This is a genomic window from Dryocola sp. LX212, from assembly GCA_041504365.1.
Lineage (GTDB): Bacteria > Pseudomonadota > Gammaproteobacteria > Enterobacterales > Enterobacteriaceae > Dryocola.
The window spans coordinates 2,219,241-2,243,298 of sequence record CP167917.1; the positions used below are offsets into that span (position 1 = coordinate 2,219,241).

General features: G+C 56.6%; 23 protein-coding genes and 2 pseudogenes. 15 read left to right on the forward strand and 10 right to left on the reverse strand.

Translation table 11 applies throughout. The features are described 5' to 3' along the window. Positions 1 to 34 precede the first annotated feature (34 nt). The 6 genes from ACA108_10635 (at position 35) to ACA108_10660 (ending at position 7,665) form a co-directional block, all read left to right on the forward strand. Positions 35 to 853: a hypothetical protein gene (locus tag ACA108_10635; protein ID XEX97918.1), complete on the forward strand. Its 819-nt coding sequence runs from the start codon at positions 35 to 37 to the stop codon at positions 851 to 853. A 168-nt stretch (positions 854 to 1,021) separates the two neighbouring features. Next, on the forward strand, positions 1,022 to 1,285 hold the full coding sequence (locus tag ACA108_10640; GenBank protein ID XEX97919.1) for a PAAR domain-containing protein: 264 nt from the start codon (positions 1,022 to 1,024) through the stop codon (positions 1,283 to 1,285). Then, positions 1,285 to 2,715, forward strand: a complete 1,431-nt coding sequence (locus ACA108_10645; protein XEX97920.1) for a hypothetical protein — start codon at positions 1,285 to 1,287, stop codon at positions 2,713 to 2,715. Before ACA108_10640 ends, ACA108_10645 begins: the two co-directional genes overlap by 1 nt. Positions 2,716 to 2,720: 5 nt before the next feature. Further along, positions 2,721 to 6,137: an ImcF-related family protein gene (locus ACA108_10650; GenBank protein XEX97921.1), complete on the forward strand. Its 3,417-nt coding sequence runs from the start codon at positions 2,721 to 2,723 to the stop codon at positions 6,135 to 6,137. 102 nt (positions 6,138 to 6,239) lie between these two features. Next, positions 6,240 to 6,515, forward strand: a complete 276-nt coding sequence (locus ACA108_10655; protein XEX97922.1) for a metal/formaldehyde-sensitive transcriptional repressor — start codon at positions 6,240 to 6,242, stop codon at positions 6,513 to 6,515. Between the two features lie 31 nt (positions 6,516 to 6,546). Then, positions 6,547 to 7,665: an S-(hydroxymethyl)glutathione dehydrogenase/class III alcohol dehydrogenase gene (locus ACA108_10660; protein ID XEX97923.1), complete on the forward strand. Its 1,119-nt coding sequence runs from the start codon at positions 6,547 to 6,549 to the stop codon at positions 7,663 to 7,665. A 42-nt stretch (positions 7,666 to 7,707) separates the two neighbouring features. Here the strand turns inward: ACA108_10660 and ACA108_10665 are convergent, their stop codons facing one another. From ACA108_10665 to ACA108_10675, 3 genes are all read right to left on the reverse strand, one after another. After that, a complete protein-coding gene (locus ACA108_10665) occupies positions 7,708 to 7,953 on the reverse strand; it encodes a DUF2554 family protein (protein XEX97924.1) in 246 nt (81 codons plus the stop codon). A gap of 185 nt (positions 7,954 to 8,138) precedes the next feature. Continuing rightward, on the reverse strand, positions 8,139 to 8,468 hold the full coding sequence (locus ACA108_10670) for an SMR family transporter (GenBank protein XEX97925.1): 330 nt from the start codon (positions 8,466 to 8,468) through the stop codon (positions 8,139 to 8,141). A gap of 107 nt (positions 8,469 to 8,575) precedes the next feature. Then, a complete protein-coding gene (locus tag ACA108_10675; GenBank protein XEX97926.1) occupies positions 8,576 to 9,445 on the reverse strand; it encodes a helix-turn-helix transcriptional regulator in 870 nt (289 codons plus the stop codon). A gap of 109 nt (positions 9,446 to 9,554) precedes the next feature. Here ACA108_10675 and ACA108_10680 point away from each other — a divergent pair. Further along, a pseudogene (locus ACA108_10680) lies at positions 9,555 to 9,884 on the forward strand (MFS transporter). Between the two features lie 41 nt (positions 9,885 to 9,925). Beyond that, a complete protein-coding gene (locus tag ACA108_10685; GenBank protein XEX97927.1) occupies positions 9,926 to 10,177 on the forward strand; it encodes a hypothetical protein in 252 nt (83 codons plus the stop codon). Here the strand turns inward: ACA108_10685 and ACA108_10690 are convergent. From ACA108_10690 to ACA108_10700, 3 genes are read right to left on the reverse strand one after another with little or no spacing between them, the layout of a single operon-like run. Further along, a complete protein-coding gene (locus tag ACA108_10690; GenBank protein ID XEX97928.1) occupies positions 10,172 to 10,291 on the reverse strand; it encodes a DUF2474 domain-containing protein in 120 nt (39 codons plus the stop codon). The two genes, ACA108_10685 and ACA108_10690, sit on opposite strands and share 6 nt — an antisense overlap. Then, positions 10,291 to 11,304: a cytochrome d ubiquinol oxidase subunit II gene (cydB, locus tag ACA108_10695; protein XEX97929.1), complete on the reverse strand. Its 1,014-nt coding sequence runs from the start codon at positions 11,302 to 11,304 to the stop codon at positions 10,291 to 10,293. Before cydB ends, ACA108_10690 begins: the two co-directional genes overlap by 1 nt. Then, positions 11,304 to 12,704, reverse strand: coding sequence for a cytochrome ubiquinol oxidase subunit I (locus ACA108_10700; GenBank protein ID XEX97930.1), 1,401 nt, complete (start codon positions 12,702 to 12,704; stop codon positions 11,304 to 11,306). The genes cydB and ACA108_10700 overlap by 1 nt, the downstream gene beginning before the upstream one ends. Before the next feature lie 431 nt (positions 12,705 to 13,135). On the opposite strand from ACA108_10700, the gene ACA108_10705 reads away from it, so the two are divergent. The 6 genes from ACA108_10705 (at position 13,136) to ACA108_10730 (ending at position 17,892) form a co-directional block, all read left to right on the forward strand. Next, positions 13,136 to 14,548, forward strand: a complete 1,413-nt coding sequence (locus ACA108_10705) for a PLP-dependent aminotransferase family protein (protein ID XEX97931.1) — start codon at positions 13,136 to 13,138, stop codon at positions 14,546 to 14,548. After that, complete coding sequence (locus ACA108_10710) at positions 14,548 to 15,075, forward strand: GNAT family N-acetyltransferase (GenBank protein ID XEX97932.1); 528 nt, start codon at positions 14,548 to 14,550, stop codon at positions 15,073 to 15,075. Before ACA108_10705 ends, ACA108_10710 begins: the two co-directional genes overlap by 1 nt. Before the next feature lie 125 nt (positions 15,076 to 15,200). Then, the gene (locus tag ACA108_10715; GenBank protein ID XEX97933.1) at positions 15,201 to 15,446 is read left to right on the forward strand and encodes a hypothetical protein; all 246 of its coding nucleotides are present in this window, start codon (positions 15,201 to 15,203) and stop codon (positions 15,444 to 15,446) included. Beyond that, positions 15,406 to 15,738 carry a type II toxin-antitoxin system RelE/ParE family toxin gene (locus ACA108_10720; protein ID XEX97934.1) on the forward strand — a complete coding sequence of 111 codons (333 nt, stop codon included), beginning with the start codon at positions 15,406 to 15,408 and terminating at the stop codon, positions 15,736 to 15,738. The genes ACA108_10715 and ACA108_10720 overlap by 41 nt, the downstream gene beginning before the upstream one ends. A 424-nt stretch (positions 15,739 to 16,162) precedes the next feature. Further along, the gene (gene patD / locus ACA108_10725) at positions 16,163 to 17,587 is read left to right on the forward strand and encodes an aminobutyraldehyde dehydrogenase (protein ID XEX97935.1); all 1,425 of its coding nucleotides are present in this window, start codon (positions 16,163 to 16,165) and stop codon (positions 17,585 to 17,587) included. Positions 17,588 to 17,718: 131 nt separating this feature from the next. Continuing rightward, on the forward strand, positions 17,719 to 17,892 hold the full coding sequence (locus tag ACA108_10730; protein ID XEX97936.1) for a GhoT/OrtT family toxin: 174 nt from the start codon (positions 17,719 to 17,721) through the stop codon (positions 17,890 to 17,892). 180 nt (positions 17,893 to 18,072) lie between these two features. Here the strand turns inward: ACA108_10730 and ACA108_10735 are convergent. Further along, positions 18,073 to 19,001, reverse strand: a pseudogene (locus ACA108_10735) (nickel/cobalt transporter). A 193-nt stretch (positions 19,002 to 19,194) separates the two neighbouring features. Here ACA108_10735 and ACA108_10740 point away from each other — a divergent pair. Further along, positions 19,195 to 20,832 carry a dipeptide ABC transporter ATP-binding protein gene (locus tag ACA108_10740; GenBank protein XEX97937.1) on the forward strand — a complete coding sequence of 546 codons (1,638 nt, stop codon included), beginning with the start codon at positions 19,195 to 19,197 and terminating at the stop codon, positions 20,830 to 20,832. On the opposite strand, the gene ACA108_10745 is transcribed toward ACA108_10740, so the two are convergent. From ACA108_10745 to ACA108_10755, 3 genes are read right to left on the reverse strand one after another with little or no spacing between them, the layout of a single operon-like run. Beyond that, a complete protein-coding gene (locus tag ACA108_10745; GenBank protein XEX98075.1) occupies positions 20,806 to 21,792 on the reverse strand; it encodes an ornithine cyclodeaminase family protein in 987 nt (328 codons plus the stop codon). The genes ACA108_10740 and ACA108_10745 overlap by 27 nt on opposite strands. Before the next feature lie 20 nt (positions 21,793 to 21,812). Further along, positions 21,813 to 23,147 (reverse strand): M20/M25/M40 family metallo-hydrolase, encoded by a 1,335-nt coding sequence (locus ACA108_10750; GenBank protein ID XEX97938.1) that lies wholly within the window; start codon positions 23,145 to 23,147, stop codon positions 21,813 to 21,815. Continuing rightward, on the reverse strand, positions 23,144 to 24,058 hold the full coding sequence (locus ACA108_10755; protein XEX97939.1) for an ABC transporter permease: 915 nt from the start codon (positions 24,056 to 24,058) through the stop codon (positions 23,144 to 23,146). The genes ACA108_10750 and ACA108_10755 overlap by 4 nt, the downstream gene beginning before the upstream one ends.

Here is a 24,058-nt window from a genome sequence, read left to right on the forward strand (position 1 = left end):
ACATGGAAATCACCTGGCTGGAGAGAGTAATTAAATGAAGGATAAAACGTTAATCATTATAGCTGGCTTCTGTGTGTTATTTATTGTTGGATTGATAATATTATCCAATTTACCCACTGTGGGCGGGAGTTTTGGCTATGGAATGCCCCGTCCAGCCAGGGCTGATAATGACGACAGGGTCGTGGTGACAGATGCACCGCCGCAGGTCGTGTTCCGCATTGACGATCACCGTTTTCTGACGCTGGAGAACTATATTGCCTGTGATAAAAGCGGGCAGATTTATTACCATGATACAAATTTGGGCATTAAGACCAGGGTTGATACCGTTGATCGCGATTACCATAAAGATGACGGAACAGTGATAAAAAACTATCTGGTAGGCGATGAGCAGATCCAGTTAAAGAATGTAAAAAATGGTATTATGGCCTATAGAGGAATATTGCTGTACGACGCGACTAATGGCGCGCTGGCTTTTCCCTATGTTAATAATACATGGAGCGGATGCGATAATAACCGGGGGTGCTATCAGGGAGCGATGGTTTCAACGGATGGAGGGAAAACATTTTACGATCGAATTTACGAAAAATCCTCAAGTCATCCTCATAGTGGTACTGTTTTTACGGTTGGTAATAATGTTTTCTTTAGAGGTGATGACTATGACTATGGGATAAAGAGGATACCTTTTGTTTATGGTAAAAGCCTTTCGGATAACGTTACTGAAAACAGAAGCGTTAAATTTGATAAGGAAACCCTGAAAAACAGAAAATACGACATTCGTTTTCATTGTGATAGCAATATTAAGCCAACGAAAATTCGATTTGTGAAATTTAAAAGGGAGATGAAAAGTGAATAATAACAGCGCTGAGCCAACGCGGGTCCTGGATACCTGTATTGATGATAATGGGCGTGCCTCCTGGAAAAGCTTTGCCACTCCTAAATAAGGCGTGAGTATGCTTATACTATTTTTTATATTTAGCGTGCTTTATAGAGTCAAATGAAATAGTTAAAAAGGAAATGGAAAATGGAGAAAAACGTTGTTGTTTTAGGGGATGCCACTACGCATGGTGGCAAAGTCACTTCAGCCTCGTCCAGCTTCGATATCTCAGGGAAGAATGCTGCGCTTTTACACGATACTGTTTCATGCCCGAAGCACGGCACAAACAAAATCATTGAGTGCGATGTTTCTGCATATGAAGAAAACGGTCGTGGAATCGTATTGCATGGTTGTAAAACGCAGTGCGGCGCGCGTGTCATTGCAAGCCGGCAGGATATGGAGGTTAGCTGATGGGATGGTCTCTGCCGGAGGTGCCTGAAAAAGAGCGGGCACCAGCCTGGTCGCCGTGGATCTGTCTGTTGATTATTATCCTGGGTTTTTTCATTGGGTTGCTTGTTGCTGTACTAAAATCCCCAACCACAGGATTACCTTCGCTAAGCAGCGGGTACTGGCTGCCGCTGACAATTTGGACATTTACGGGCATTTTGGCCGTCATTGCTGTCTACAGTTTCTGCTGGGAAATGCTGGCAACTCGTGTCTGGAACTGGAATGAGTGGTGCCGGAACACGCGTCTGAAATGGCGCTTACGCGCGCATCAGCATCTTGTCATTCTCAGCCATGTTTTCATCGCCGCAGATACGGGATTGCTGTCTCGTCTTGCACATACACAAGAAGGGGATAGTGCGGACATACCGCCTTTAACGCTGTTGCCGGAAGAGCCCCTTACGCCCGGTATTTCACGTTTTGAGCAGCTACTTCGTCATCTCATTGCTCAGATAACGCCTTCTGTTCGTCGACGTTATCCCTCGGGCTCGCTCCAGATTATTGTTCAGACCAACGGTAGCGACAAAAACCGTGAATCTCATTTATTCCATCGTATCTGGTCAGCTGGTTCCCCTCCCTGGAAAGCTGAGATTCATTTTCAGGACGTAGACCCATCCTTTGATGACTGGAATCAGTTTATGGGGCCAACAAAGCGGCCCGTTCTGGTTCTGGTGATGCACTATCGGCTACCCGATGATGTTCTGCCTGAATTTGCCAGCGCGTTGTTTATGGTACATCCGTCGATGCTAAATCAAGGTGAAGGAAAAAATGCGTTGCGGCTTTTCCGGGCGATGCCGCTCAACACCCGTACGCTTGAAACGGAACTCAGTGAATTACGGGATATGGCCCTCACGCCTGCCAGCAAAAAACACCTTATCTGGCACAGTGGGCTGTCAGATGCACCACGGCAGTCGATTAGCAGGGTGCTGAATGATCTGTCGGTTCCTCTGTACGATGGCATTGGTACTGGCGGTGTTATTGACTATGACAGTGCATGCGTCCGGTATAGCGGTCTTGCTGGCTGGGCAATGATTGGGGCTGCGGCCGAGATGGCGGCTTATGGCCCCGCCTGCCAGTGGCTCCTCCTCGAAGGTGAAGATGATGCCTGGGCGGTGGCACTCGGAAACTCTGCCCCCGCAGTCGGGCACGATCATTCGGTTATTCAGCCACCCTTTCCCGGGGGGTCTGTGCTGATGGCATTACTGCTCAACGCAGGACTGTACAGCCTGATGATCCACTATTTCCCTTCAACTGCATTCTCCTCGTCAGGGATCGCTCTTCTTCTGCTGTCACTAATAGTGACATTGCCCGGGCTGGCCATTTTGTTGAGACGAATTATAGCCCATTTTCAGCGCCCTGAATTTATCAGGGTTGCACGACACTCCGGAAAGGAATAACCGGCATGAAAAAGGTTTCGAAACCCATGGGAGCGGGGCTACTTATCGTGGCAATCCTGTTTATGGTGCTCTTTGTTCTTGCACAGACAGCACAGTTGCCCTCCGGTAGCGGTGACGATAATTTCTGGTATGTGCTGGCAGGTTTCATCATCCTGAGTGCCACATTATGCACCGTGGTATTTTTTACTTTGCTCTGGCAACAAAATCCTTCTCCCGTTACGCCTGATGGTGAAAACAATCACAATGGAGAAAGAGCGTCGGATCAATATGATTATTCAGCACTGATCAAACATCTTAGAAGACGGTACTTGATCTTCTGGCGTCGTAAAACCCGCCTGCTGCTGATCACCGGCGACGAAGCCGCAATCGGGCAGCTGGTACCTGGCCTGCAGGAAAACCAGTGGCTTGAAGGTAACCGTACCGTTCTGCTTTACGGCGGCAGCCTGACCGCTGAGCCCGACAAGGAAAAATACACCGCGCTGCGCAAACTGCGCCGCGGACGCCCACTGGACGGGATTGTGCGTGTCATGCCGCAGTCGCTTAATCTGACCCCGCGGATAAGTGACAACGATTTACGCGGCCTGGAAAAAATCAGCGAGCTGCTCCGTTATTCCGCCCCGGTCTGGCTGTGGCAGCTGTGCGACAGCACCTGGCCGCAGGCAAAACGCACTGAACAGGCGGTAGGGGCCAGTTTCCCGCTGCGTGCTAAGCCTGACGATATTACCCGCCAGCTTGAGCTGATGCTGCCGGCACTGCGCACGCAGGGGGTGAGTCAGGTCGCTGAGAACAACGGCCACGACTTCCTGCTGCGCCTGGGCCAGCACCTCAAAGACGGCGGTATCGCCCGCTGGGCCCAGCAGCTGGTGCCATGGCTGTCTGCCTCACAGCAGCGCGTGCCGCTGCGTGGCCTGATGTTCAGCCTGCCGGAGAATCAACCCGCTGATACGTCAGAGGGAGCCGCTGCCTCTGCACTGGCCGATGCAGAAAAATATATCCCTGAATCACAACGCCATGCGCTGACCCTGCCGGTAACCTGGCAGGGCATCGTGGACGACTGTATCCGTATTCGTGGCAGCCGTGTCGGCATGGCCTGGGAGCAGACGCTTGCCTGGACGCTGATGGCTATTATTGGTGTCTGGGGGGCGGGGACGCTGCTGTCGTTTGCGGTCAACCGTCTGCAGATTGTCTCTGTGGCGCAGCAGGCGCATGCCCTGGTGGAGCATCCTTCCGTCTCGGATTACCAGCTGACGGCCCTGCATACGCTGCGTAATGACGCCGGCCGCCTGCAGCACCGTGTTCAGGAAGGTGCACCCTGGTACCAGCGCTTCGGTCTGGACCATAACCGGCAGCTGCTCGACGCGATGCTGCCCTGGTACGGCGTGGCGAACAACCGCCTGATACGCGACCCGGCAAATGCCGCCCTGACGCAGAAGCTCAGCGCGCTGGCAAACTCCGCGCCCAACGGCGACCAGCGGGCACGGCTGGCGAAGCCGGGCTATGACCAGCTGAAAGCCTGGCTGATGATGTCCCGTCCGGATAAAGCCGACGGCGCATTTTTCGCGCAGACCATGAAGGCCGTGCAGCCGACGCGCACGGGTATCTCAACCGGCCTGTGGCAAAGCCTGTCGCCGGATTTGTGGGCGTTTTATCTCTCCGCACTGCCAGCGCAGCCGCAGTGGAAAATCACCCCGGACATGCAGCTGGTCAGCCAGAGCCGCCAGGTGCTGCTGCAGCAGATAGGGCGGCGCAACGCGGAAAGCACGCTGTACGAGAACATGCTCAAATCCGTGCGTCGTAACTTTGCCGATGTCTCTCTGGAGGACATGACCAGCGGTACCGACGCCCGCCGCCTGTTTACCACCGATGAGGTGGTGCCGGGCATGTTCACCCGCCAGGCATGGGAAGGGGGCATTCAGCAGGCGATTGAGAAGGCGGCACGTTCACGCCGGGATGAAATTGACTGGGTGCTCAGCGACTCCCATCAGGCCGTATCGGCTGACCTGTCGCCGGAGGCCCTGAAGGCGCGTCTGACGCAGCGCTACTTCGCCGACTTTGCCGGCAGCTGGCTGAGCTTCCTCAACGGCCTGCGGCTTAATCCGGCAAATAATATTGCGGACGTCACCGACCAGCTGACGCTGATGAGCGATGTCCGCCAGTCTCCGCTGATTGCCCTGATGAACACCATTGCCTGGCAGGGGCAGACCGGCCAGCAAAGCGAAGGGCTTTCCGATTCCATCCTCAAATCGGCTAAAGACCTGGTGGGTGGAAAAGACAAACCCGCGATTGACCAGTCTGCATCAGGCCCGCAGGGGCCGCTCGATGAAACCTTTAGCCCGCTGCTGATGCTGATGGGTAAAAACAAAGGCAGCAACGTCATGCCGGCTGACACCTCCCTGAGCCTGCAGACGTATCTGACCCGCATCACCCGCGTGCGTCTGCGTCTGCAACAGGTGGCCAGCGCTTCCGACCCGCAGGAGATGATGCAGACCCTGGCGCAGACCGTGTTCCAGGGGAAAAGCGTGGACCTGACCGACACCCAGCAGTACGGCAGCCTGATTTCCGCAAGCCTTGGCGAGGAGTGGAGCGGCTTTGGCAGCACGATGTTTGTGCAGCCGCTGACCCAGGCCTGGGAGACCGTGCTTCAGCCGTCGGCGGCCAGCCTCAATGACAAGTGGAGCCGCTCCGTGGTGGCGAACTGGCACACCGCCTTTGACGGGCGCTTCCCGTTTGCGGCGAGCAAAAGTGATGCCTCCCTGCCGATGCTGGCTGAGTTTTTGCGCAAGGACAGCGGACGCATTGAGCGCTTCCTGACGACGGAGCTCAGCGGCGTGCTGCACAAGGAGGGCAGCCAGTGGGTGCCGGATAAGGTCAACGGCCAGGGGCTGAGCTTTAACCCGGCCTTCCTGCGGGCGATGAATCAGCTGAGCCAGCTGTCAGACATTCTGTTCACCGACGGCAGCCAGGGCATCAGCTTTGAGCTGCAGGCGCGTCCTGTACCGCAGGTGGTGGAAACCCAGCTGACCATTGACGGTCAGAAGCTGCACTACTTCAATCAGATGGCTGACTGGCAGTCCTTCCGCTGGCCGGGAGACACGTACAGGCCGGGAACCATGCTGACCTGGACCACCGTTAACGCCGGCGCGCGCCTGTTCGGGGATTACAGCGGGACCTGGGGCTTCATTCGCTGGCTGGAGCAGGGCAAACGCCGACAGCTCGACCGCAGCCAGTGGATGATGAGCTTTACCGCGCCGGACGGTCGAACCCTGCAGTGGGTGCTGCGCTCACAGCTGGGCAAAGGACCGCTGGCACTGCTGGCACTTCGCGGTTTCACGCTGCCGGACCAGATATTCAGTGTCGACAGCGCGGCCACGTTTGAGCCGTCTGGCACGGATGCCATTCCTCGGCCTGCTGGCGCCGGATAACACTGTGAAGGTTAGCCCGTACCGTGAAAATAGTTAAAAGATAATGATTACCCGGGCCCTAATTACATGTACGATACCCCCCTATAGTATCAGGAGGCCGCTATGCCCCATTCACCGGAAGACAAAAAACGCATTCTGACCCGCGTGCGCCGCATTCGCGGTCAGACGGAGGCGATTGAGCGCGCGCTGGAAAACGGCGATCCCTGCATCGCTATTCTGCAGCAGATCGCCGCCGTTCGCGGTGCCGCTAACGGCCTGATGGGCGAGATGATGGAAATCCACCTGAAGGATGAGCTGGTCGCGGGGGAGACCTCCGAGGAGCAGCGCGCCGTGCGTATGGCGGAAGTCGGTAATCTGATCCGCTCTTATCTAAAATAAATACATTCCCACCTGACGACGGAAGAAGACAATGAAATCACGTGCAGCAGTAGCATTCGGTCCGGGCAAGCCTCTGGAAATCGTAGAAATTGACGTCGCACCGCCGAAAAAAGGCGAAGTGCTGGTAAAAATTACCCATACCGGCGTGTGCCATACCGATGCCTTTACCTTGTCCGGCGACGATCCGGAAGGCGTATTCCCTGCGGTGCTGGGCCATGAAGGCGGCGGTATCGTGGTTGAAGTGGGCGAGGGCGTTACCAGCCTGAAGCCGGGCGACCATGTTATCCCTCTTTACACCGCCGAATGTGGAGAATGTAAGTTCTGTAAATCCGGTAAAACCAACCTGTGCCAGGCCGTTCGCACCACGCAGGGCAAAGGTCTTATGCCAGATGGCACCACCCGTTTCTCCTACAACGGCGAGCCAATTTACCACTACATGGGCACCAGCACCTTCAGCGAATACACCGTTGTGGCGGAGATCTCACTGGCGAAAGTAAACGAACAGGCTCCTCTGGATAAAGTCTGCCTGCTGGGCTGCGGCGTGACGACCGGTATCGGTGCGGTTCATAACACCGCAAAAGTTAAAGAAGGCGACACCGTAGCGGTATTTGGCTTAGGTGGTATTGGCCTTGCGGTCATTCAGGGTGCCGTACAGGCAAAAGCCGGGCGTATCCTGGCTGTCGATACCAACCCGGAGAAGTTTAAGCTCGCCACGGAGATGGGCGCGACCGACTGCATCAACCCAAAAGATTACGATAAGCCGATTCAGGACGTCATCGTTGAGATGACCGACGGCGGCGTGGACTTCAGCTTCGAGTGCATCGGCAACGTGAACGTGATGCGTTCCGCGCTGGAATGCTGCCATAAAGGCTGGGGCGAAAGCGTGATTATCGGCGTGGCCGGTGCGGGCCAGGAGATCAAAACCCGTCCGTTCCAGCTGGTGACCGGCCGCGTGTGGCGTGGCTCCGCATTCGGCGGCGTAAAAGGCCGTACGCAGTTACCGGGCATGGTAGAGGACGCGATGGCTGGAAAGATCAATCTCGATCCGTTTATTACCCACCGCCTGCCGCTGGAGCAGATTAACGAAGCGTTTGACCTCATGCACGAAGGGAAATCGATTCGTACCGTGATTCATTTCGGCGAGAAGTAAACTCATGCGGCGGATGGCATACGTGCTACTCCGCCCGTTTATTTAGCCAATGGTCGTTGGCGCTTTCTTTATTTGTACGTGGTGGTAACGTTCACGAAAATCCGCTGCGGCTTCTTCCGCGCTCTGGCGGATCTCATCGCTGTCGGCCTGATGGCGTAGCAGCATGTCTGCACTTTTTACTACCAGAAACAGATGCCCGTGTGACTCCGCCATCGTCTGGCCGGAGAAGAGTGCGGCGCTCATCAGCAGTAAAATCATTCCCAGCCTTGCGCGCAGTTTATTAACCATTTTCCCAAACCTCATTAACGTGACGGCCACACTGTATAGATAATTCCGGTAAGTGACTATTTGATTATTCAAAAGAGCGTTAAAGAATTGTCAGCAGTGTAAAAGAGGAGGGAGACTGAGTTCTGTTGATGAAAGGTTAAGTCTTTGTAGGGTGGATAAGCGCGAGCGTCATCCACCGCAAACAATCAGTGCGCGACGGATTTCGAAAATAAATTTATCACCAGCACGCCAATAATAATCAGCGCCATACCGGCGATTGCGGGCCAGTCCAGCTTTTGGCCTAAGAAAATCCAGCCAACTGCTCCAATCAACACAATGCCCGCGCCGGACCAGATGGCGTAAATCACGCCCGTGGGGATGGTGCGCATGGTCAGCGACAGGCAATAAAAAGCCACGGCGTAAAACAGCACGGTGGCAACGCTCGGCCACAGGCGGCTGAAGCCTTCGGAGAGTTTCAGGGAGGTGGTGGCAATCACTTCCGCCACAATGGCAATAATCAGCCAGGTATAGGTCATTTCAGTTATCCGTTTCAGTCAGGACCAGCGTGGAGCCGAGGAATGTAGCGATATTTAGTTTACCGGGCAAGCGCAGCCGCGTGATAAAGCGGTTTCTTGCCGGCAACCTAATATTCCGAAAGCCCCGCAAGAGCCCGCTCTCCGGCATCATCCACCGGCAGGTAAACCAGCAGGCGAGCACCGTCTCGTGGGGTAGAGAACCAGTTGGCCTGCTGCATCTGAACGGTGCCAATCTGCGGGTGGATGAACTCTTTGAGATGGTTTTCAATTCCTTTCACTTCATAACGCTGTTGCCACAAGGTCTTAAACTCTGCGGAGACGCGGGTAAATTGCTCCAGCAGCGCTTCCCAGCGTGGATTGCCCCTGTTTTCCGTCATGCCCGCGCGAAAGTAGCCCACGAACAACGGCATCAACGATTCTTTATCGCCCAGCCGGCTGCGCCAGGTTTCACTGGTCAGATACTGGTAAATGCAGTTGCGCTCTTCCTGTGGGACGCTATCCAGATCCACACCCATCAGCAGGCAAAAGTTGCGGTTGTAGCCGAGGATATCGAAATTGGGGGTCTGCATGCAGGCCGGGTTGGGCATCAGCGCGTCCAGCAGGCGGCGTGAGGCGGGGCTGAGGTTTTCACAGATTGCCGATGCGGGGATCTCAGAAGGTGACAGCCCCGCAAGGATAAACAGGTGGCGTGTTTCTACAGGACTGCACTGCAACGCGCTGGCGATGGCGGTCATGACGCTGACGGAGGGATTAACCTCGCGCCCCTGCTCAAGCCAGGTATACCAGGTGACGCCGACGTCCGCCAGCAGGGCGACCTCTTCCCGACGCAGCCCGGGTGTGCGGCGGCGACCGCTGCGCGGCAGGCCAAGACGCTGAGGGTCAAGGCTTTCCCTGCGGGTTCGCAGAAAAGCAGCGAGCATTTTTCGATTGTCCTCAAGCGTGGTGAGGCGCGGTTCAAAGTCGGTTACGGTGGCCATAGCAAACTCCTGCAGGGTAGTGCCAGTACCAGTATAAGCAGGAACTGGTACCCGGTTATGGATTGGTGAATGCTAGCCCGGTAACCTGAACCATGCAATGGAGTTCCTGATGAATATCACCCCTGTTTCTCTCGGGCGGGCCGGATTAATCCTGCTGCTGACAAGCCAGATGCTGCCGCTGATCGATACTTCAATCACCAATGTCGCCCTCGACTCAATCACCCGTTCGCTGGGAACCAGCCACACGCAGCTGGAGCTTATCGTCGCGCTGTACGGCGTCGCCTTTGCGGTCTGCCTGGCGGTGGGCAGCAAGCTGGGTGATAACCTGGGGCGCAGGCGCGTGCTGATGTGGGGCGTGGCCCTGTTTGGCATCGCCTCTTTGTTTTGCGGCGTTGCCCGCAGCGTTGAAAAACTGCTGGCAGCCCGCACCTTACAGGGTATGGCCAGGCGCTGATCGTCAACAGCTTTTATCGGCTGGGGATGAGAGATATCGCCCCGAACGATGCGGGGGCCGGAAGCGCGATTTTAAGCACGCTCCAGCAGTCCACCCTTGGGCTTGGTCCTGCAATCTTCGGCGCGCTGTTCCTGCAGTTTCGCGACCTTAGCCACGGGAATTATCTCACGGCGATGATGGGATTTACGGGAGTGGAAATTGCGATCATGCTGCTGCTGGCGGTGATTACGCTTCTGCGCAGGCAGCAGCTCCATAGCCCGATAGTCTGCCAGTCATGATTTAAATCCGGCTGCGTTCATCAGCAGCCGGAACACCATGCTCACGGCGGCGAGCAACAGCACGCTGCCTGCCCAGAGCGCCACCATCCATAACAGCTGTCTTATCTTGTTCATCAGTGATACCCCTCGCCGTGCTGCACTTTGCCCCGGAATACGTAGTAGCTCCAGAAGGTGTAAACCAGAATGATCGGGATAATAAACAGCGCGCCAACCAGCATGAACCCCTGGCTTTGCGGCGGGGCGGCGGCCTGCCATAGCGTGATGGACGGCGGGATAATCCAGGGCCAGATGCTGATCCCAAGACCGCTGAAGCCCAGAAATACCAGCGCAAGCGTAAGGACAAACGGCGTGCTGTGCAGGCTGGTACTGCTGCCCGCGCTGCGCCACAGCCACAGGCTGCAAAGCAGAACCAGTACCGGCACGGGCAGCAGCCAGAACAGGTTCGGCAGGCTGAACCAGCGGGCGGCAATCTGCTCATGCAATAGCGGCGTCCAGACGCTGACGATAGCGATAATAATCAGCAGCGCCAGCAGCAGCGGCTTCACTATCATGCGCATTTTGATCTGCAGAGGATCCTTGCTTTTCATCAACAACCAGCAGGCGCCGAGCAGGGCATAGGCCACCAGCAGGCCCGCGCCGCAGAACAGATTGAACGGCGTCAGCCAGTCGAGCTGCGTCCCCGCGAACGTTCGGCCCGCCACGGGGAAGCCAGTGATCACAGCACCCACCACCACACCCTGGCAGAACGTCGCCAGGATCGATCCCCCAAGAAACGCTTTATCCCAGAACGAACGATGTTCCGGCGTCGCTTTGAAGCGAAACTCAAACGCCACGCCGCGGAAGATTAAGCCGATCAGCATCAGCGTCAGCGGGATGGTCAACGCGTCGACAATCACCGCGTAGGCCAGCGGAAACGCACCGAACAGCGCCGCGCCGCCCAGCACCAGCCAGGTTTCATTGCCGTCCCAGACCGGCGCGACGCTGTTGATCATCACATCCCGGTCGTCAGCGCTGCGGATAAAGGGAAACAGGATGCCGATGCCCAGATCGAAACCGTCCATGACGATATACATCAGCGTGGCAAAGACGATAATCACAAACCAGATAACGGAAAGATCGATACCCATCAGCGTGTCTCCTCCAGAGATTCATTCACCGCAGAGAGCGAGCGGGCAGGGGTGCCAGGGGCGGCGGGCGGATGCGCATCAAAGGGCTGCGGGCCTTTTTTGATTAGCCGCACCATGTAGCTGTAGCCCACGCCGAATACCGACGTATAGACCACAAAGAACGTCAGCAGGCTGATGCTCATTTGCAGATTACCGTGCGCGGATACCGCGTCTTTGGTGCGCAGCAGGCCATAAACCACCCACGGCTGGCGTCCCACCTCGGTGGTCACCCAGCCGGCAAGAATGGCTATCAGCCCGGACGGCCCCATCCATAACGCGAAATGCAGGAAGGGGCGACTTTCAAAAAGCCGATCTTTGTAACGCAGCCAAAGGCTGATGGCGCCGAGGAGGATCATCAGCATGCCGAGCCCGGCCATGATGCGGAACGACCAGAACACCATCGTCGAGTTTGGCCTGTCCTCCTTCGGAAACTCTTTCAGCGCGGGAACCTGTTTCTCCAGGCTGTGCGTGAGGATCAGGCTGCCAAGCGCGGGGATTTCCAGCCCGTAGCGCGTGCGCTCCTGTTCCATATCCGGCCAGCCGAACAGCAGCAGCGGCGTTGGCTCGCCGGGAATGTTTTCCCAGTGGCCTTCAATGGCGGCAATTTTTGCAGGCTGATGCTTCAGCGTATTCAGACCGTGCATATCGCCAATCAGCGCCTGAAGCGGGGCGACGATGACCGCCATCCACAGCGCCATAGAAAACATCGTTTTAATGGCCGGCGTTTTGTTGCCGCGCAACAGATGCCAGGCCGCAGAAGCGCCAACAAAAAACGCGCTGCTAAGAAACGCTGCGACGGACATATGCAACAGGCGGTAAGGGAAGGAAGGATTGAACACCACCGCGAACCAGTCCACCGGGACAACCTGCCCGTTGTGGATTTCAAACCCCTGCGGCGTCTGCATCCAGCTGTTGGAAGCGAGGATCCAGAACGTTGAAATAATGGTGCCCAACGCGACCATACAGGTGGCAAAGAAATGCAGGCCCGGGCCGACGCGCTGCCAGCCGAAAAGCATCACGCCAAGAAAGCCGGCCTCCAGGAAGAAGGCGGTCAGCACTTCGTAGGTCAGCAGCGGGCCGGTAATGCTCCCGGCAAACTGGGAAAAACCGCTCCAGTTAGTGCCGAACTGGTAGGCCATCACCAGCCCGGAGACCACGCCCATGCCGAAGTTAACGGCGAAGATCTTCGACCAGAAATGATAAAGCGAGCGGTAAACGGGATTTCTGGATTTCAGCCATAGCCCTTCAAGCACCGCCAGGTAGCTGGCAAGCCCAATAGTGATGGCCGGGAAGATAATGTGAAAGGAGACAGTAAATGCAAACTGAATCCTCGCCAGGTGAAACGCATCTAAACCGAACATGCAAATCTCCGTATAAAAAACATTCATCTCGATTGTAGGCCGCACTAAGTCTGGGTTGTAGAAACAAACTGTAAGCATAAAACCATAACAGTTTCCTCCCTTACACATTCTTCCCCTAACCCGCAAAACTATTTATATCTTATTGTTTTTAAGCAATTACTCATGCTGGGATTGATAGGGGTGAGCCTCATAGTTGTTGCTCAACTTGCTGAAAAATCTATATTTATCGATGTCGCGATTAAACTGGATCCTCGCCAGGTGAAACGCATCTAAACCGAACATTTACAACCTCAAAGCACAATAACGACGAGGCTATGGTAGTGCGTTGCTGCAGGCCATGGCAGAAACCGAAAGCGCTTATTTAGCTATAACAGTTTTTGAAAATGGCGTATTTTTAACGGACTGATATAGACACGGAGAGCGGAATCGAGATGAAGAAATATCAGCAGCTGGCGCAGCAGATTAAAGACCAGATTGAGCTAGGCGTCTGGCTGCCGGGGGACAGACTGCCGTCCCTGCGCGAGCAGGTGACCAACAGCGGCATGAGCTTTATGACCGTCGGCCACGCTTATCAGGTGCTGGAAAGCCAGGGTGTGATTGTGGCCCGTCCGCAGTCCGGCTATTACGTTGCGCCGCGCCAGGTTGCCCGGACGACTCCCGCGCCCGCAAAGGTGATGAGCGACGAAACGGTAGACATTAACACCTATATCTTCGACGTTCTCCAGGCCAGCTGCGACGCCTCGGTGGTGCCGTTTGGCTCCGCTTTTCCCGATCCCCGCCTGTTTCCACTCCAGCAGCTAAACCGATCCCTGGCGACGGTGGGGCGTACCGTTGCGGCAATGAGCGTGATAGAAAATCTCCCGCCGGGCAACGAGGCGCTGCGTCACGCCATCGCCAGGCGTTACGCCCAGCAGGGGATGCAGGTTTCGCCTGACGAAATTGTTATTACTGCGGGGGCGCTGGAGGCGCTGAATTTAAGCCTCCAGGCCGTCACCGGGCCGGGGGACTGGGTGATAGTCGAAAACCCCTGTTTCTACGGCGCGCTTCAGGCGCTGGAGCGTTTACGGCTTAAGGCCGTTTCAGTGGCAACCGATCCGCAGCACGGCATCGATATGGCGGCGCTGAAACAGGCGCTGAACGACTATCCGGTTAAGGCCTGCTGGCTGATGACCAACAGCCAGAACCCGCTTGGCGTGACCCTGACGCCGGAGAAAAAACGGCAGCTGGTGACGCTGCTGCAGGAGCATAACGTCACGCTTATCGAGGATGATGTTTACAGCGAACTGTACTTCGGACGGGAGCGACCGCTTCCGGCCCGCGCCTACGACGAGCAGGGCATCACGCTGCACTGCTCCTCCTTTTCGAAGTGCCTGGTGGCTGGTTTTCGCATTGGCTGGGTGGCGGCAGGGAAACATGCAAGGCGCATCCAGCAGCTACAGTTAATGAGCACGTTATCCACCAGCACCCCGATGCAGCTGGCGCTGGTGGACTATCTGGCGACCAAACGTTACGACACGCACCTGCGCCGCCTGCGGCGGGTGCTGGCCGAACGCAAACAGCATGCCTGGCAGGCGCTGCACGCGGTCATGCCTGTGGACGTAAAAATTCACCACAGCGAAAGCGGCTATTTTTTATGGCTGGAGCTTCCGGAGGGGATGGACGCCAGCGTGCTCAGCGAGCGGGCCATCGCCCACAAAATCAGCATCGCGCCCGGGAAGATGTTTACCACAGGGAACGCCTGGGCCAACTATTTCCGGCTTAATGCCTCCTGGCTGTGGGGGGAAAGAGAGCAGCAGGCGGTGGTGACGTTGTCACGTTTAATCAAAGAGATGAGGGAGTCCTGATGTACTACCGGACCGATCGGCTAATACTGCGCCCGTGGCGAGAAAGCGACAGGCGGCCCTTTGCCAGCCTGAACGCCAGCCCTGACGTCATGCGCTATTTCCCTAACACGCTGACGCCAGCAGAAAGCAACGGCATGGTCGATGTTATCGAACAAAAGATGGCAATCAACGGCTGGGGCCTCTGGGCCGTGGAGGAAAAGCGCAGCGGGGCGTTTATCGGCTTCGTCGGGCTTAACGTCCCGTCTTACCCGCTGCCATTTTCCCCCTGTATTGAGATTGGCTGGCGGCTGGATAGCTCGTTCTGGGGCAAAGGCTATGCGCCGGAAGCCGCACGCAAAGCTCTGGAGATTGGCTTTGAACAGTATGGGATGTCAGAAATTGTCTCTTTCACGGCTATGGTGAATACCCCTTCTCAGCGCGTGATGGACAAAATCGGCATGGTGCGCGGTGAGGAATTCGACCATCCGGCGCTTGAGGCAGGCCATCCGCTGCGGCGGCATGTGGTTTATCGGATAAAAAAGAGCTGAATCACAGCGGCGAAATTTAATTCTGGAAGACGCCTCGCATTTGTGCGACATTTTGTCGCGCGTAGCGATTTATTGCGCTTTACTCTTTATAACTGAAGGTCACAAGGAGGTGATGGAGCATGAACATGGCTATTAGCATACGGTTAGATGACCAGTTTGTAGCGGATGTCAAAATTCACGCCGACGCCTGCAGCCGAAGCGTGCCGAAGCAGATCGAATACTGGGCGAAGATTGGGCAAATTGTTGAGGATAACCCGGATCTTCCGTTCAGCTTTATCAAAGAGACGATGCTGGCACAAAGCGAAATGGAAAATGGCAGAGTGCAGAAATATGTCCGCAGAACGAAAAAGCAAACCCCTGACTGTCTATGAAACGGCCCGCTTCGGCAAGGCGCTGGCAAAGTTGCCGTACCCGCTGCTGACGCAGGTTGAAGATGAAATTGAGAAAGTCATTGCTCACCCGGAAATAGGTGAGCGCAAAAAAGGCGATCTTGCCTACCTGCGCGTCCATAAATTTCATCTGAACAGCCAGCTCGCGCTGCTGGGCTACAGCTGGGTTGATGCGCGCCTGGCGCTTTACTTGTTAAGCCTCGGCGCACATGAAAACTTCTACCAGATGCTAAAGCGCCAGCGTAAAGCCGATCTGCAGTTAATGAATAAATAAGGCACGGCGGCGGGGCGCTAAAGCTTATCCGCCCTGTAGTTAGGTCGCCTGTAGGGCGGATAAGCCTGCGTCATCCGCCAGCAGTCAGGAGGTAATCTCAACAAGATTACCCAATTACCGCTTCCTTGAAGCTTTCCCCAGTCAAGATTGTTGGTCCATAGTGCAATATGCGCAACCTGCATTCACCCCCTCCATCCATATGAAATTATTATAATTTGCAATAAGCGGGCTGCCAGGAAGCGCAGCGGTGACCTGCTGTCTACACTTAAAAAACACAGGCTTATGTTAACCCGCGCCTGCGATCCTGCGTGCGGGTTTACTGCGCGGTCTATCACAGGCTGACGAAATTTTTCACCTGGTACATACAGGATATATTGGCTCAGGCTATTGTTTTTGGATGGGGAATAACTTCAGGGGTATCACTATGCAAAGCCAGCTGTTGATAGGCGGTCAGTTAGTGGATGGGCTGGGCGAGAAGCTGCCGGTTTATAATCCGGCCACCGGAGAAGTGCTGCTGGAGATAGCCGAAGCGACGGTTGAGCAGGTTAATGAGGCGGTGACGGCGGCAGACGCGGCGTTTACGTCGTGGGGCCAGACAACCCCTAAAGAACGAGCGGAGCATCTGCTGAAGCTGGCGGATGTTATTGAACAAAATGCTGAGGTTTTCGCCCGCCTGGAATCGCAGAACTGCGGTAAGCCTTACCACTGCGTACTGAATGATGAGATTCCTGCGGTGGTAGATGTTTTCCGCTTCTTCGCCGGTGCGAGCCGCTGCCTGAATGGCCTGGCCGCCGGGGAGTACCTCAGCGGGCATACCTCCATGATCCGCCGCGACCCGGTGGGCGTGGTGGCGTCGATTGCGCCGTGGAACTATCCCCTGATGATGGCGGCCTGGAAGCTGGCCCCGGCGCTGGCTGCGGGGAACTGCGTCGTCATTAAGCCTTCGGAAATCACGCCTCTGACCGCGTTTAAACTTGCAGAGCTGGCAAAAGAGGTTTTTCCGGCTGGCGTGCTGAACGTGCTTTTTGGGCGTGGGCAAACGGTGGGAGACGCGCTGACCGGCCACAATAAAGTCAGGATGGTATCGCTGACTGGCTCTATCGCGACGGGGGAGCACATCATCAGCCATACTGCGCCTTCGATTAAGCGCACCCACATGGAGCTGGGCGGCAAAGCGCCGGTGATTGTCTTTGACGACGCGGATCTGGATGCCGTGGTGGAAGGTGTCCGTACCTTTGGCTACTACAATGCCGGGCAGGACTGCACCGCAGCATGCCGCATTTACGCGCAAAAGGGCATTTACGACAGGCTGGTCGAAAAGCTTGGGGAGGCGGTTGCCAGTCTGAAGTATGGCTCACCGGATGACGAATCCACCGAGCTGGGGCCGCTCAGCTCACAGGCGCACCTTGAAAGGGTGAGCAAAGCCGTCGAGGCCGCGAAAGCTTTGCCGCATGTGAAAGTGGTGGCAGGCGGCGCGAAGGTGGAAGGCCCGGGATACTACTTCCAGCCGACGCTGCTCGCCGGGGCAAAGCAGGAAGATGACATCGTGCAGAAAGAGGTCTTTGGTCCGGTGGTGAGCGTGACGTCGTTCAGCGATGAAGCGGAAGTGCTGGGCTGGGCGAACGACTCTGACTACGGGCTGGCATCGTCCGTCTGGACGCAGGATGTAGGCCGCGCGCACCGGATGAGCGCCCGGTTACAGTACGGCTGCACCTGGGTTAATACGCACTTTATGCTGGTCAGCGAAATGCCGCACGGCGGGCAGAAACTGTCGGGCTACGGCAAAGATATGTCGCTGTTCGGGCTTGAGGATTACACGGTAGTCCGGCACGTGATGATAAAGCATTAGAAGGCGGGATGACGCTACGCTTTGTCTGATACCACTCGCGTAGCGTTGTTCTCGGGATGTAAAAACTTGATCTGCGTCATATAAAAAGAGCATAATTTGCCAAATTTCTTTATCAATTATTAAAAATTAGAATGACGCTTTATCAACATATGTTGGTTTTTTACGCTGTAATGTCGGGCATCTCTGCGGTGATCACCTGGTTTTTGTCTCACGAATCTAAACGAATCAAACTGTTAAGTTCCGTGCTGGTTGGGGCGACCTGGCCGATGAGTTTTCCGGTTGCGCTGATGTTCTCGCTGTTCTGATAAACCTCAAACATACGCCAGGCCAAAAGTGTGAGTCAGGTTTTGTTTCTGGGTTACGGGAAGGAGTATGTTGGGGTCAGTAACGGCGGAACGGAGGTAACTAATAGTTTGAAACGGACTCATACAAAGTAACTTCAGTTGAAACGCTAAAGGCCGGTCTTGATGACCGGCCTTTTTTATTCAGCAGCCCGCAGCGATATAATCCCCGTTAGCGCTCACCGGTATCACCGTCAGAAACAGCACGCAGGCAAAGAGAATAAGTAAAACCCCGCCGACGACCTTCAGGACTAGCGTCAGCATGCGACGATGCCGCGGTGAGCGGGTCAGATAGAGTTTGCTGATACCGTCTCGCGCCCAGGTCACCGCTACCGAGAGCGTCATAATGGACAGCGCTGTCCCCAGCGCCATTGTCATCACCGCCATTATGCCCCACGTGATAAACCCCAGCGCGTTAGAGAAAAGCAGGATCATGATTGCGCCGCTGCACGGTCTTGCGCCGATGGCCAGAATCACCCCCAGATGCGTCATCCAGCTACCGTCCCGTCCGCTGTAGCCCACGCCATGGTTGTGCCCGCAGCGCACTGGTCATCATGCTGATGGCCTGACTGACCGGCAGGCACCAGGCTTTTTATCTGCATTTTCGCTGGCCGATAGCCGCGAACCGCACGCCAGATAATAAACATCCCGAACGCACCGATCAGCATTGCGCTTAGCTTCTCAACGTACCAGCGGCTCTGGCTTAAATCCCCGCCTGAAAGATTGAGCAACACCGACAGGATAAAAACAAAGGCAATGGCGGTGAGGCCCTGCATCAGGCTGCCTAAAAACGGCACCGCACGGCTGACGAAAGGCGTTTCATTGTTGGTGCTCAGGTAGGTGGTGACGATAAATTTTCCATGTCCCGGCCCTATGGCATGCAGCACGCCATAGATAAAGCTGCCGGTCAGCAACCAGATGCCACCGCTGTACTGGGCGTTATTAATCTGCAACAGATAGAGCACAAGGTAGCGATGCAGGGTGATCTGCACGCTCAGGCACCACTGAATAAAGGCGCTCCAGTGTTGGGAGGCGGTGATGATGGCAAGCGCGGCCAGCACCAGCAGGATCATCCCACCGGAGAGACTCATTGTGCGGTTCAGGGCTTTGGCTGTCATGGCGGATTCATTCTGGTGATAAACAGGCAAAGTATAAGTAGCTATCTCTAGATAAAACAAATGAATAAGGTAACAGCATTTCATCTTGTTCCCCGCAGCGCGATCTTATAGTCTCGGAACTCCTTGTTTTCTCTGCCGCAGGAAGCCTATGTCTGGCCAGCCATCTCTGCTAACCGTTAATTCACTGGCGATTTCAACGTCGGATGACTCCCCGCTGGTAAAGGGCATTTCGTTTGCCGTTGAAAAGGGCGAAATCGTTGCGCTGGTCGGTGAGTCAGGGTCGGGGAAAACCCTGAGTTCGCTCGCGGTAATGGGCCTGCTGCCTGAGGGTGTCCGGCAAACAGGCGGAGAGGTTTGTTTTAACGACGATGTTGTGGCAACCCCTGGAAAACCCTTTGTAAAAGGCCTGCGCGGCAGGCAAATCGGGATGATTTTTCAGGAGCCGATGAGCAGCATGAATCCGGTGCTGAAGGTGGGCGAGCAAATTGCCGAAGTGCTGGTTCGCCACCAGAATATGGGCTGGAAGCAGGCCCACCGTGAGGCGGTCGCGCTGCTTGATCGGGTGGGCATTGTCGATCCTGCCGCGCGGGCAAAGCAGTATATCCACCAGCTGTCCGGCGGGATGCGCCAGCGGGTAATGATTGCCAGCGCCATCTGCTGCCAGCCCTCGCTGCTGATCGCCGACGAGCCAACGACCGCGCTGGACGTAACAATTCAGGCGCAGATTCTGGCGCTTCTGCAGGAGCTTCAGCGCGACATGGGCATGGGCGTGTTATTTATCACCCACGATCTTAGCGTGGTGGCGCGCTACGCCGACCGTGCGTACGTCATGCACCAGGGCAACATTATTGAGCAGGGAGAGGTGCCGGTTTTGCTGGGCAGCCCGCAGGCGGATTATACCCGCAGGCTAATCGCCGCCTCTGAAGCCGTAATTATGCCGCTCGACAGGCGCAGCCGTGCCAGCACGCCGCTGGTTCACCTGTCTCAGGTCACAAAAAGTTACCCTGTCACTTCATCACTGCCGTTTGCTGCCCCAAAGCGGACTGCGGTGCTTCATTCAACCACGCTGGACATTGGCCGGGGGGAAATCGTCGGCCTTATTGGGGAATCGGGTTCCGGTAAAACCACGCTGGGCCGCACCGCGACCGGCATGCTTGCACCGGACAGCGGCACGGTGATGTTCGACGGGCTAAATTTATCGCGTGCGAGTTCGCGCGAGCTGCAGCAAATGCGGCGCAGGGCGCAAATTATCTTTCAGGATCCCTACGCCAGTCTCGATCCGAAAATGACCGTCGGCGAGCAGATCGCCGAACCGCTGCGGGTGCATAAACTGCGGCCTGCTTCGCAAATTCCGGCGCGTGTAGCGGAGCTGCTTGAGCTGGTTGGCCTTGATGCAGCCTTCGCGACACGCATGCCCGCGGCGTTTTCCGGCGGCCAGCGTCAGCGTATCGCTATCGCCCGGGCGTTAGCGCTGGAGCCGGATTTACTGGTGGCAGACGAAGCGGTTTCGGCACTGGATCTCTCCGTGCGCGGGCAAATCCTGGCGCTGTTTGCGGCACTGCGTGACAAGCTCGGTTTAACCGTGCTGTTTATCAGCCACGACCTGGGCGCTGTGCGCCAGGTCTGCGACCGCGTGGTCGTGCTGTACCGGGGTAAGGTCGTCGAGATGGGCGACACGGCAAGGGTTCTGGAAAGTCCGAACCATGAATACACCCGCCAGCTTCTGGCTGCGGCGCCCGATATCAGACAGGCGCTGCTTCTAAGAGAGCGCGAACTCCAGCGGTAACGCAGTACCGACGTCCTGTCGCTCTGCCTCATGCGCCACACGGGCGGCAAGGGCGATATCAAACACGTTCAGTCCAAACGAAGAAAAATAGACGCTGTCCGTCGGGCTGGCGCGCCAGTTGTTTACTACCAGGTCATTTAAATCTGCCCCCACGCTATCCACCACGAACTCTCCCGCACGGTACATCTGGAACAGGCTTTTGGCGCTGGTATTGCAGTAGTCTCCCCAGCCGTCTACCACCACTTTATCTGCACGGGCAATCGCCTCAAAGCTCACTTCATGGTAGCCAATCTGCATCACCATTCGCCCCGGCTGGATAAACTGCTGGCCGATGAACGGCTGGCTGGCGCTGGTGCAGGTGATAAGTGCATCCCACGGCTGGGCGAGGGCATATTCGATGCTGGTGAGCTTCTCTGTTTGCCAGGGCAGCGTTTCGGCCTGGTTGAGCATGGCCTCCAGATGTGAAGGCGTGCGGTTCCAGCAGTAAATTTTTTCAAGCCCGGGGAAATGTGCGGCAAGCATCTTCAGATGAGCTGCTGCCTGCACGCCAGCTCCCAGCAATAAAATACGCCGCGGCGGTTTCGGGCTGGCATAGCGTAACGCCAGTGCGGAGACTGCAGCTGTACGGGTCGCCGTCAGCGATCCGCTTTGCATTATCGCCACGGGCAGGCCGTTGTCCGCGCGGTTTAACAGCGTCATGGCCATCGCCATCGGGTAGCCGTCCCGTGCCTGCGGCCTGTGTGCCGTCCACTTCACTCCGGCTGCGTTAAAGCGACCTCCGACGGTTGCTGGGAGGGAATAAACCTTACCCTGCGGCGAGGTGAGATCCACATGCGTTTCAGCGGGCATGCTGGCCTCACCGCTGTGCAGTAGCTTTACTGTCTCCACAACGTCATCAAATGCGCTGAGCGGATCGTTTCCCCCCAGAGCGGCTACCTGTGAGTAAGTTAAGTAGCGCATTACCGACATGATATTTCCCTTTAGAAAGCCAGAAGCCAGTCGCGAATCGACTGTTGATACCGCGCTAATCCTCGCAGCGTCACAAATTCGTTGATGCCGTGGGCGTTGCCGCCTTCGCCAAGCCCGCCAATCAGGAAGGCGGGGGCGACGGGGGCAAAGGCGTAGGCAGGCGCGCAGCCGGGTGCCCAGGGCCAGATTTGCGGTCGGGCCTGCTGCTGGTGATAGCTGGTCATCAGCTCCAGCACCCCGGCGTCGTGCAGATTAAAGCGGTGTCCGGGATAGCTGTCGTTCAGCAATAGCTCAACGCCTTCCAGAGCGGGATTTTGCAGCTGATGACGCATGCGGTTGAGCAGGGCATCGGCATCAATACCGGGCGGAGTACGCAGCGCAAATTCAGCGCAGGCCTGCCATGGGATCACCCCGCGTCCCCCCTGCGGGCTGCTGCTGATGTCCGAAATGTTCAGCACGGCACTGCCAAGAAGCCAGGCGAGGCTGCTGTACGTATCGCCCGCTACCACCATTTTTTCGCTGCGCCTGAAGCGCAGTTCATCCTGCAGGTTAAACGCCTGGGCCAGCTCATCCAGCAGCTGGCCAGCTTCTTCATCCAGCGACTGGGTTTGCAGCACTCCGTTGGCCTGAGCGGGGGCAAGAGTGCCAAGAGCCTGCACCAGCCGCCAGACGGGGTTTGCGATCCACGCCGCATTGCTGGCATGAATTGCCGCCGTCGGCCCTCCCCAGCTTCCGCCTTTAACACTCAGCCTTCCTGCGCTCATGCCGGTAAAGCCCAGGTAAAGACGCGGGACGCCGCCGCCGTATTCACAAAGCGAAGGGAACAGCACCGCAGCAGCAGGGTCGACAGGGCACGGCGTACGGGTAAGATAGCGACGCAGATGGCCGCTGCCGGTCTCTTCTTCGCCCTCAAGCAGGATTTCTATATTGGTGTGCAAATGGCCTGAATGGTAAAGATCCCGGACGACCATGAGCATGCCGGCCAGCGGACCTTTATTATTCTCCGCGCCACGGGCGATAAACACATCGCCCTTTTCGGGCCAGTGTACGATGCCGCCCACGAAGGGATCGACGTCCCAGCCTTCTGGTGTGGCGGGCATGACATCATACATGTTGTACAGCACGACGGTTTCGGGCGCGCCAATATCAATGCGGACATGAACCAGCGGCGGGGCATCTTCGCCCAGCTGCATCTGCACCGGGTAAATCACCCGCGCATCCACTTCGTGGGCCAGCCACTCTTCCAGCCACTTAGCCAGGGTTTGTTGTTGGGGCAGATTGCCCGCCACGCTCTCAAAAGGCGTGAGCTGCCGGAGCAGGGCAAGCGTAGCGTCAAGTTGAGTCATAACCTGATCCTCGGGTTCAGCACGACATACAGCAAATCAATCAGTAGGTTAACCATTACAAAAACCAGGGCCGCCAGCAGGACGATCGCCTGCACCAGCGGGAAGTCGCGATTCTGAATGGCCTGCACCGCCAGACGGCCGATGCCCGGCCAGGCAAAAATGATTTCGGTGACCAGCGCGCCGCCTAGCAGCGAGGCGAAATACATGCCCTGGACGGTGACCACAGGGATCAGCGCGTTTCGCAACCCGTGGCGGATCAGGATGCGCCACGGGCTCAGCCCTCTGGCCTGCGCGGTGCGAATATAATCCAGGTGTAGCACATCAATCAGGCTTGCGCGGACCAGGCGGGCAATTGCGCTCATATAATAAGCACCGAGGCTGACGGCAGGCATGACCAGCTGGCTGGCACTGCCGTAGCCGCTGGAAGGAAGCCAGCGCAGCTGCAGGCTGAAGAGTAAAATCATCAGCAGGCCGAGCCAGAACACCGGTATCGCCTGGCCGCTGAAGGCAAGCAAACGCGCCAGCAGATCCCAAAAGCTATTACGCCAGATGGCACTCACCAGCCCGAGCAGTAAACCAACAACCGTGCTCCATGCCAGCGCAGTCACGGCCAGCAGCAGGGTCGCCGGCACGCGCTGGGCGATGAGTTCCGTAACCGGCTGGTCATAACGCAGTGACTGGCCAAGGTCGCCGTGCAGAACCGCATTCAGGTAATGGCCGTACTGCCAAAGCAGTGGCCTGTCGAAGCCCATCGCCTGGCGGAAATGGTCAATCTCTGCCTGGCTCGAGCCGGGCGGCATCATGACCGCAGCCGGGTCGCCGGTGAGGTGCAGGCTATAAAAAATCAGCACCGAGACGCCGAACATGACCAGCACGGACTGCCCGAGGCGCGAGAGAATGTAGCGCAGCAT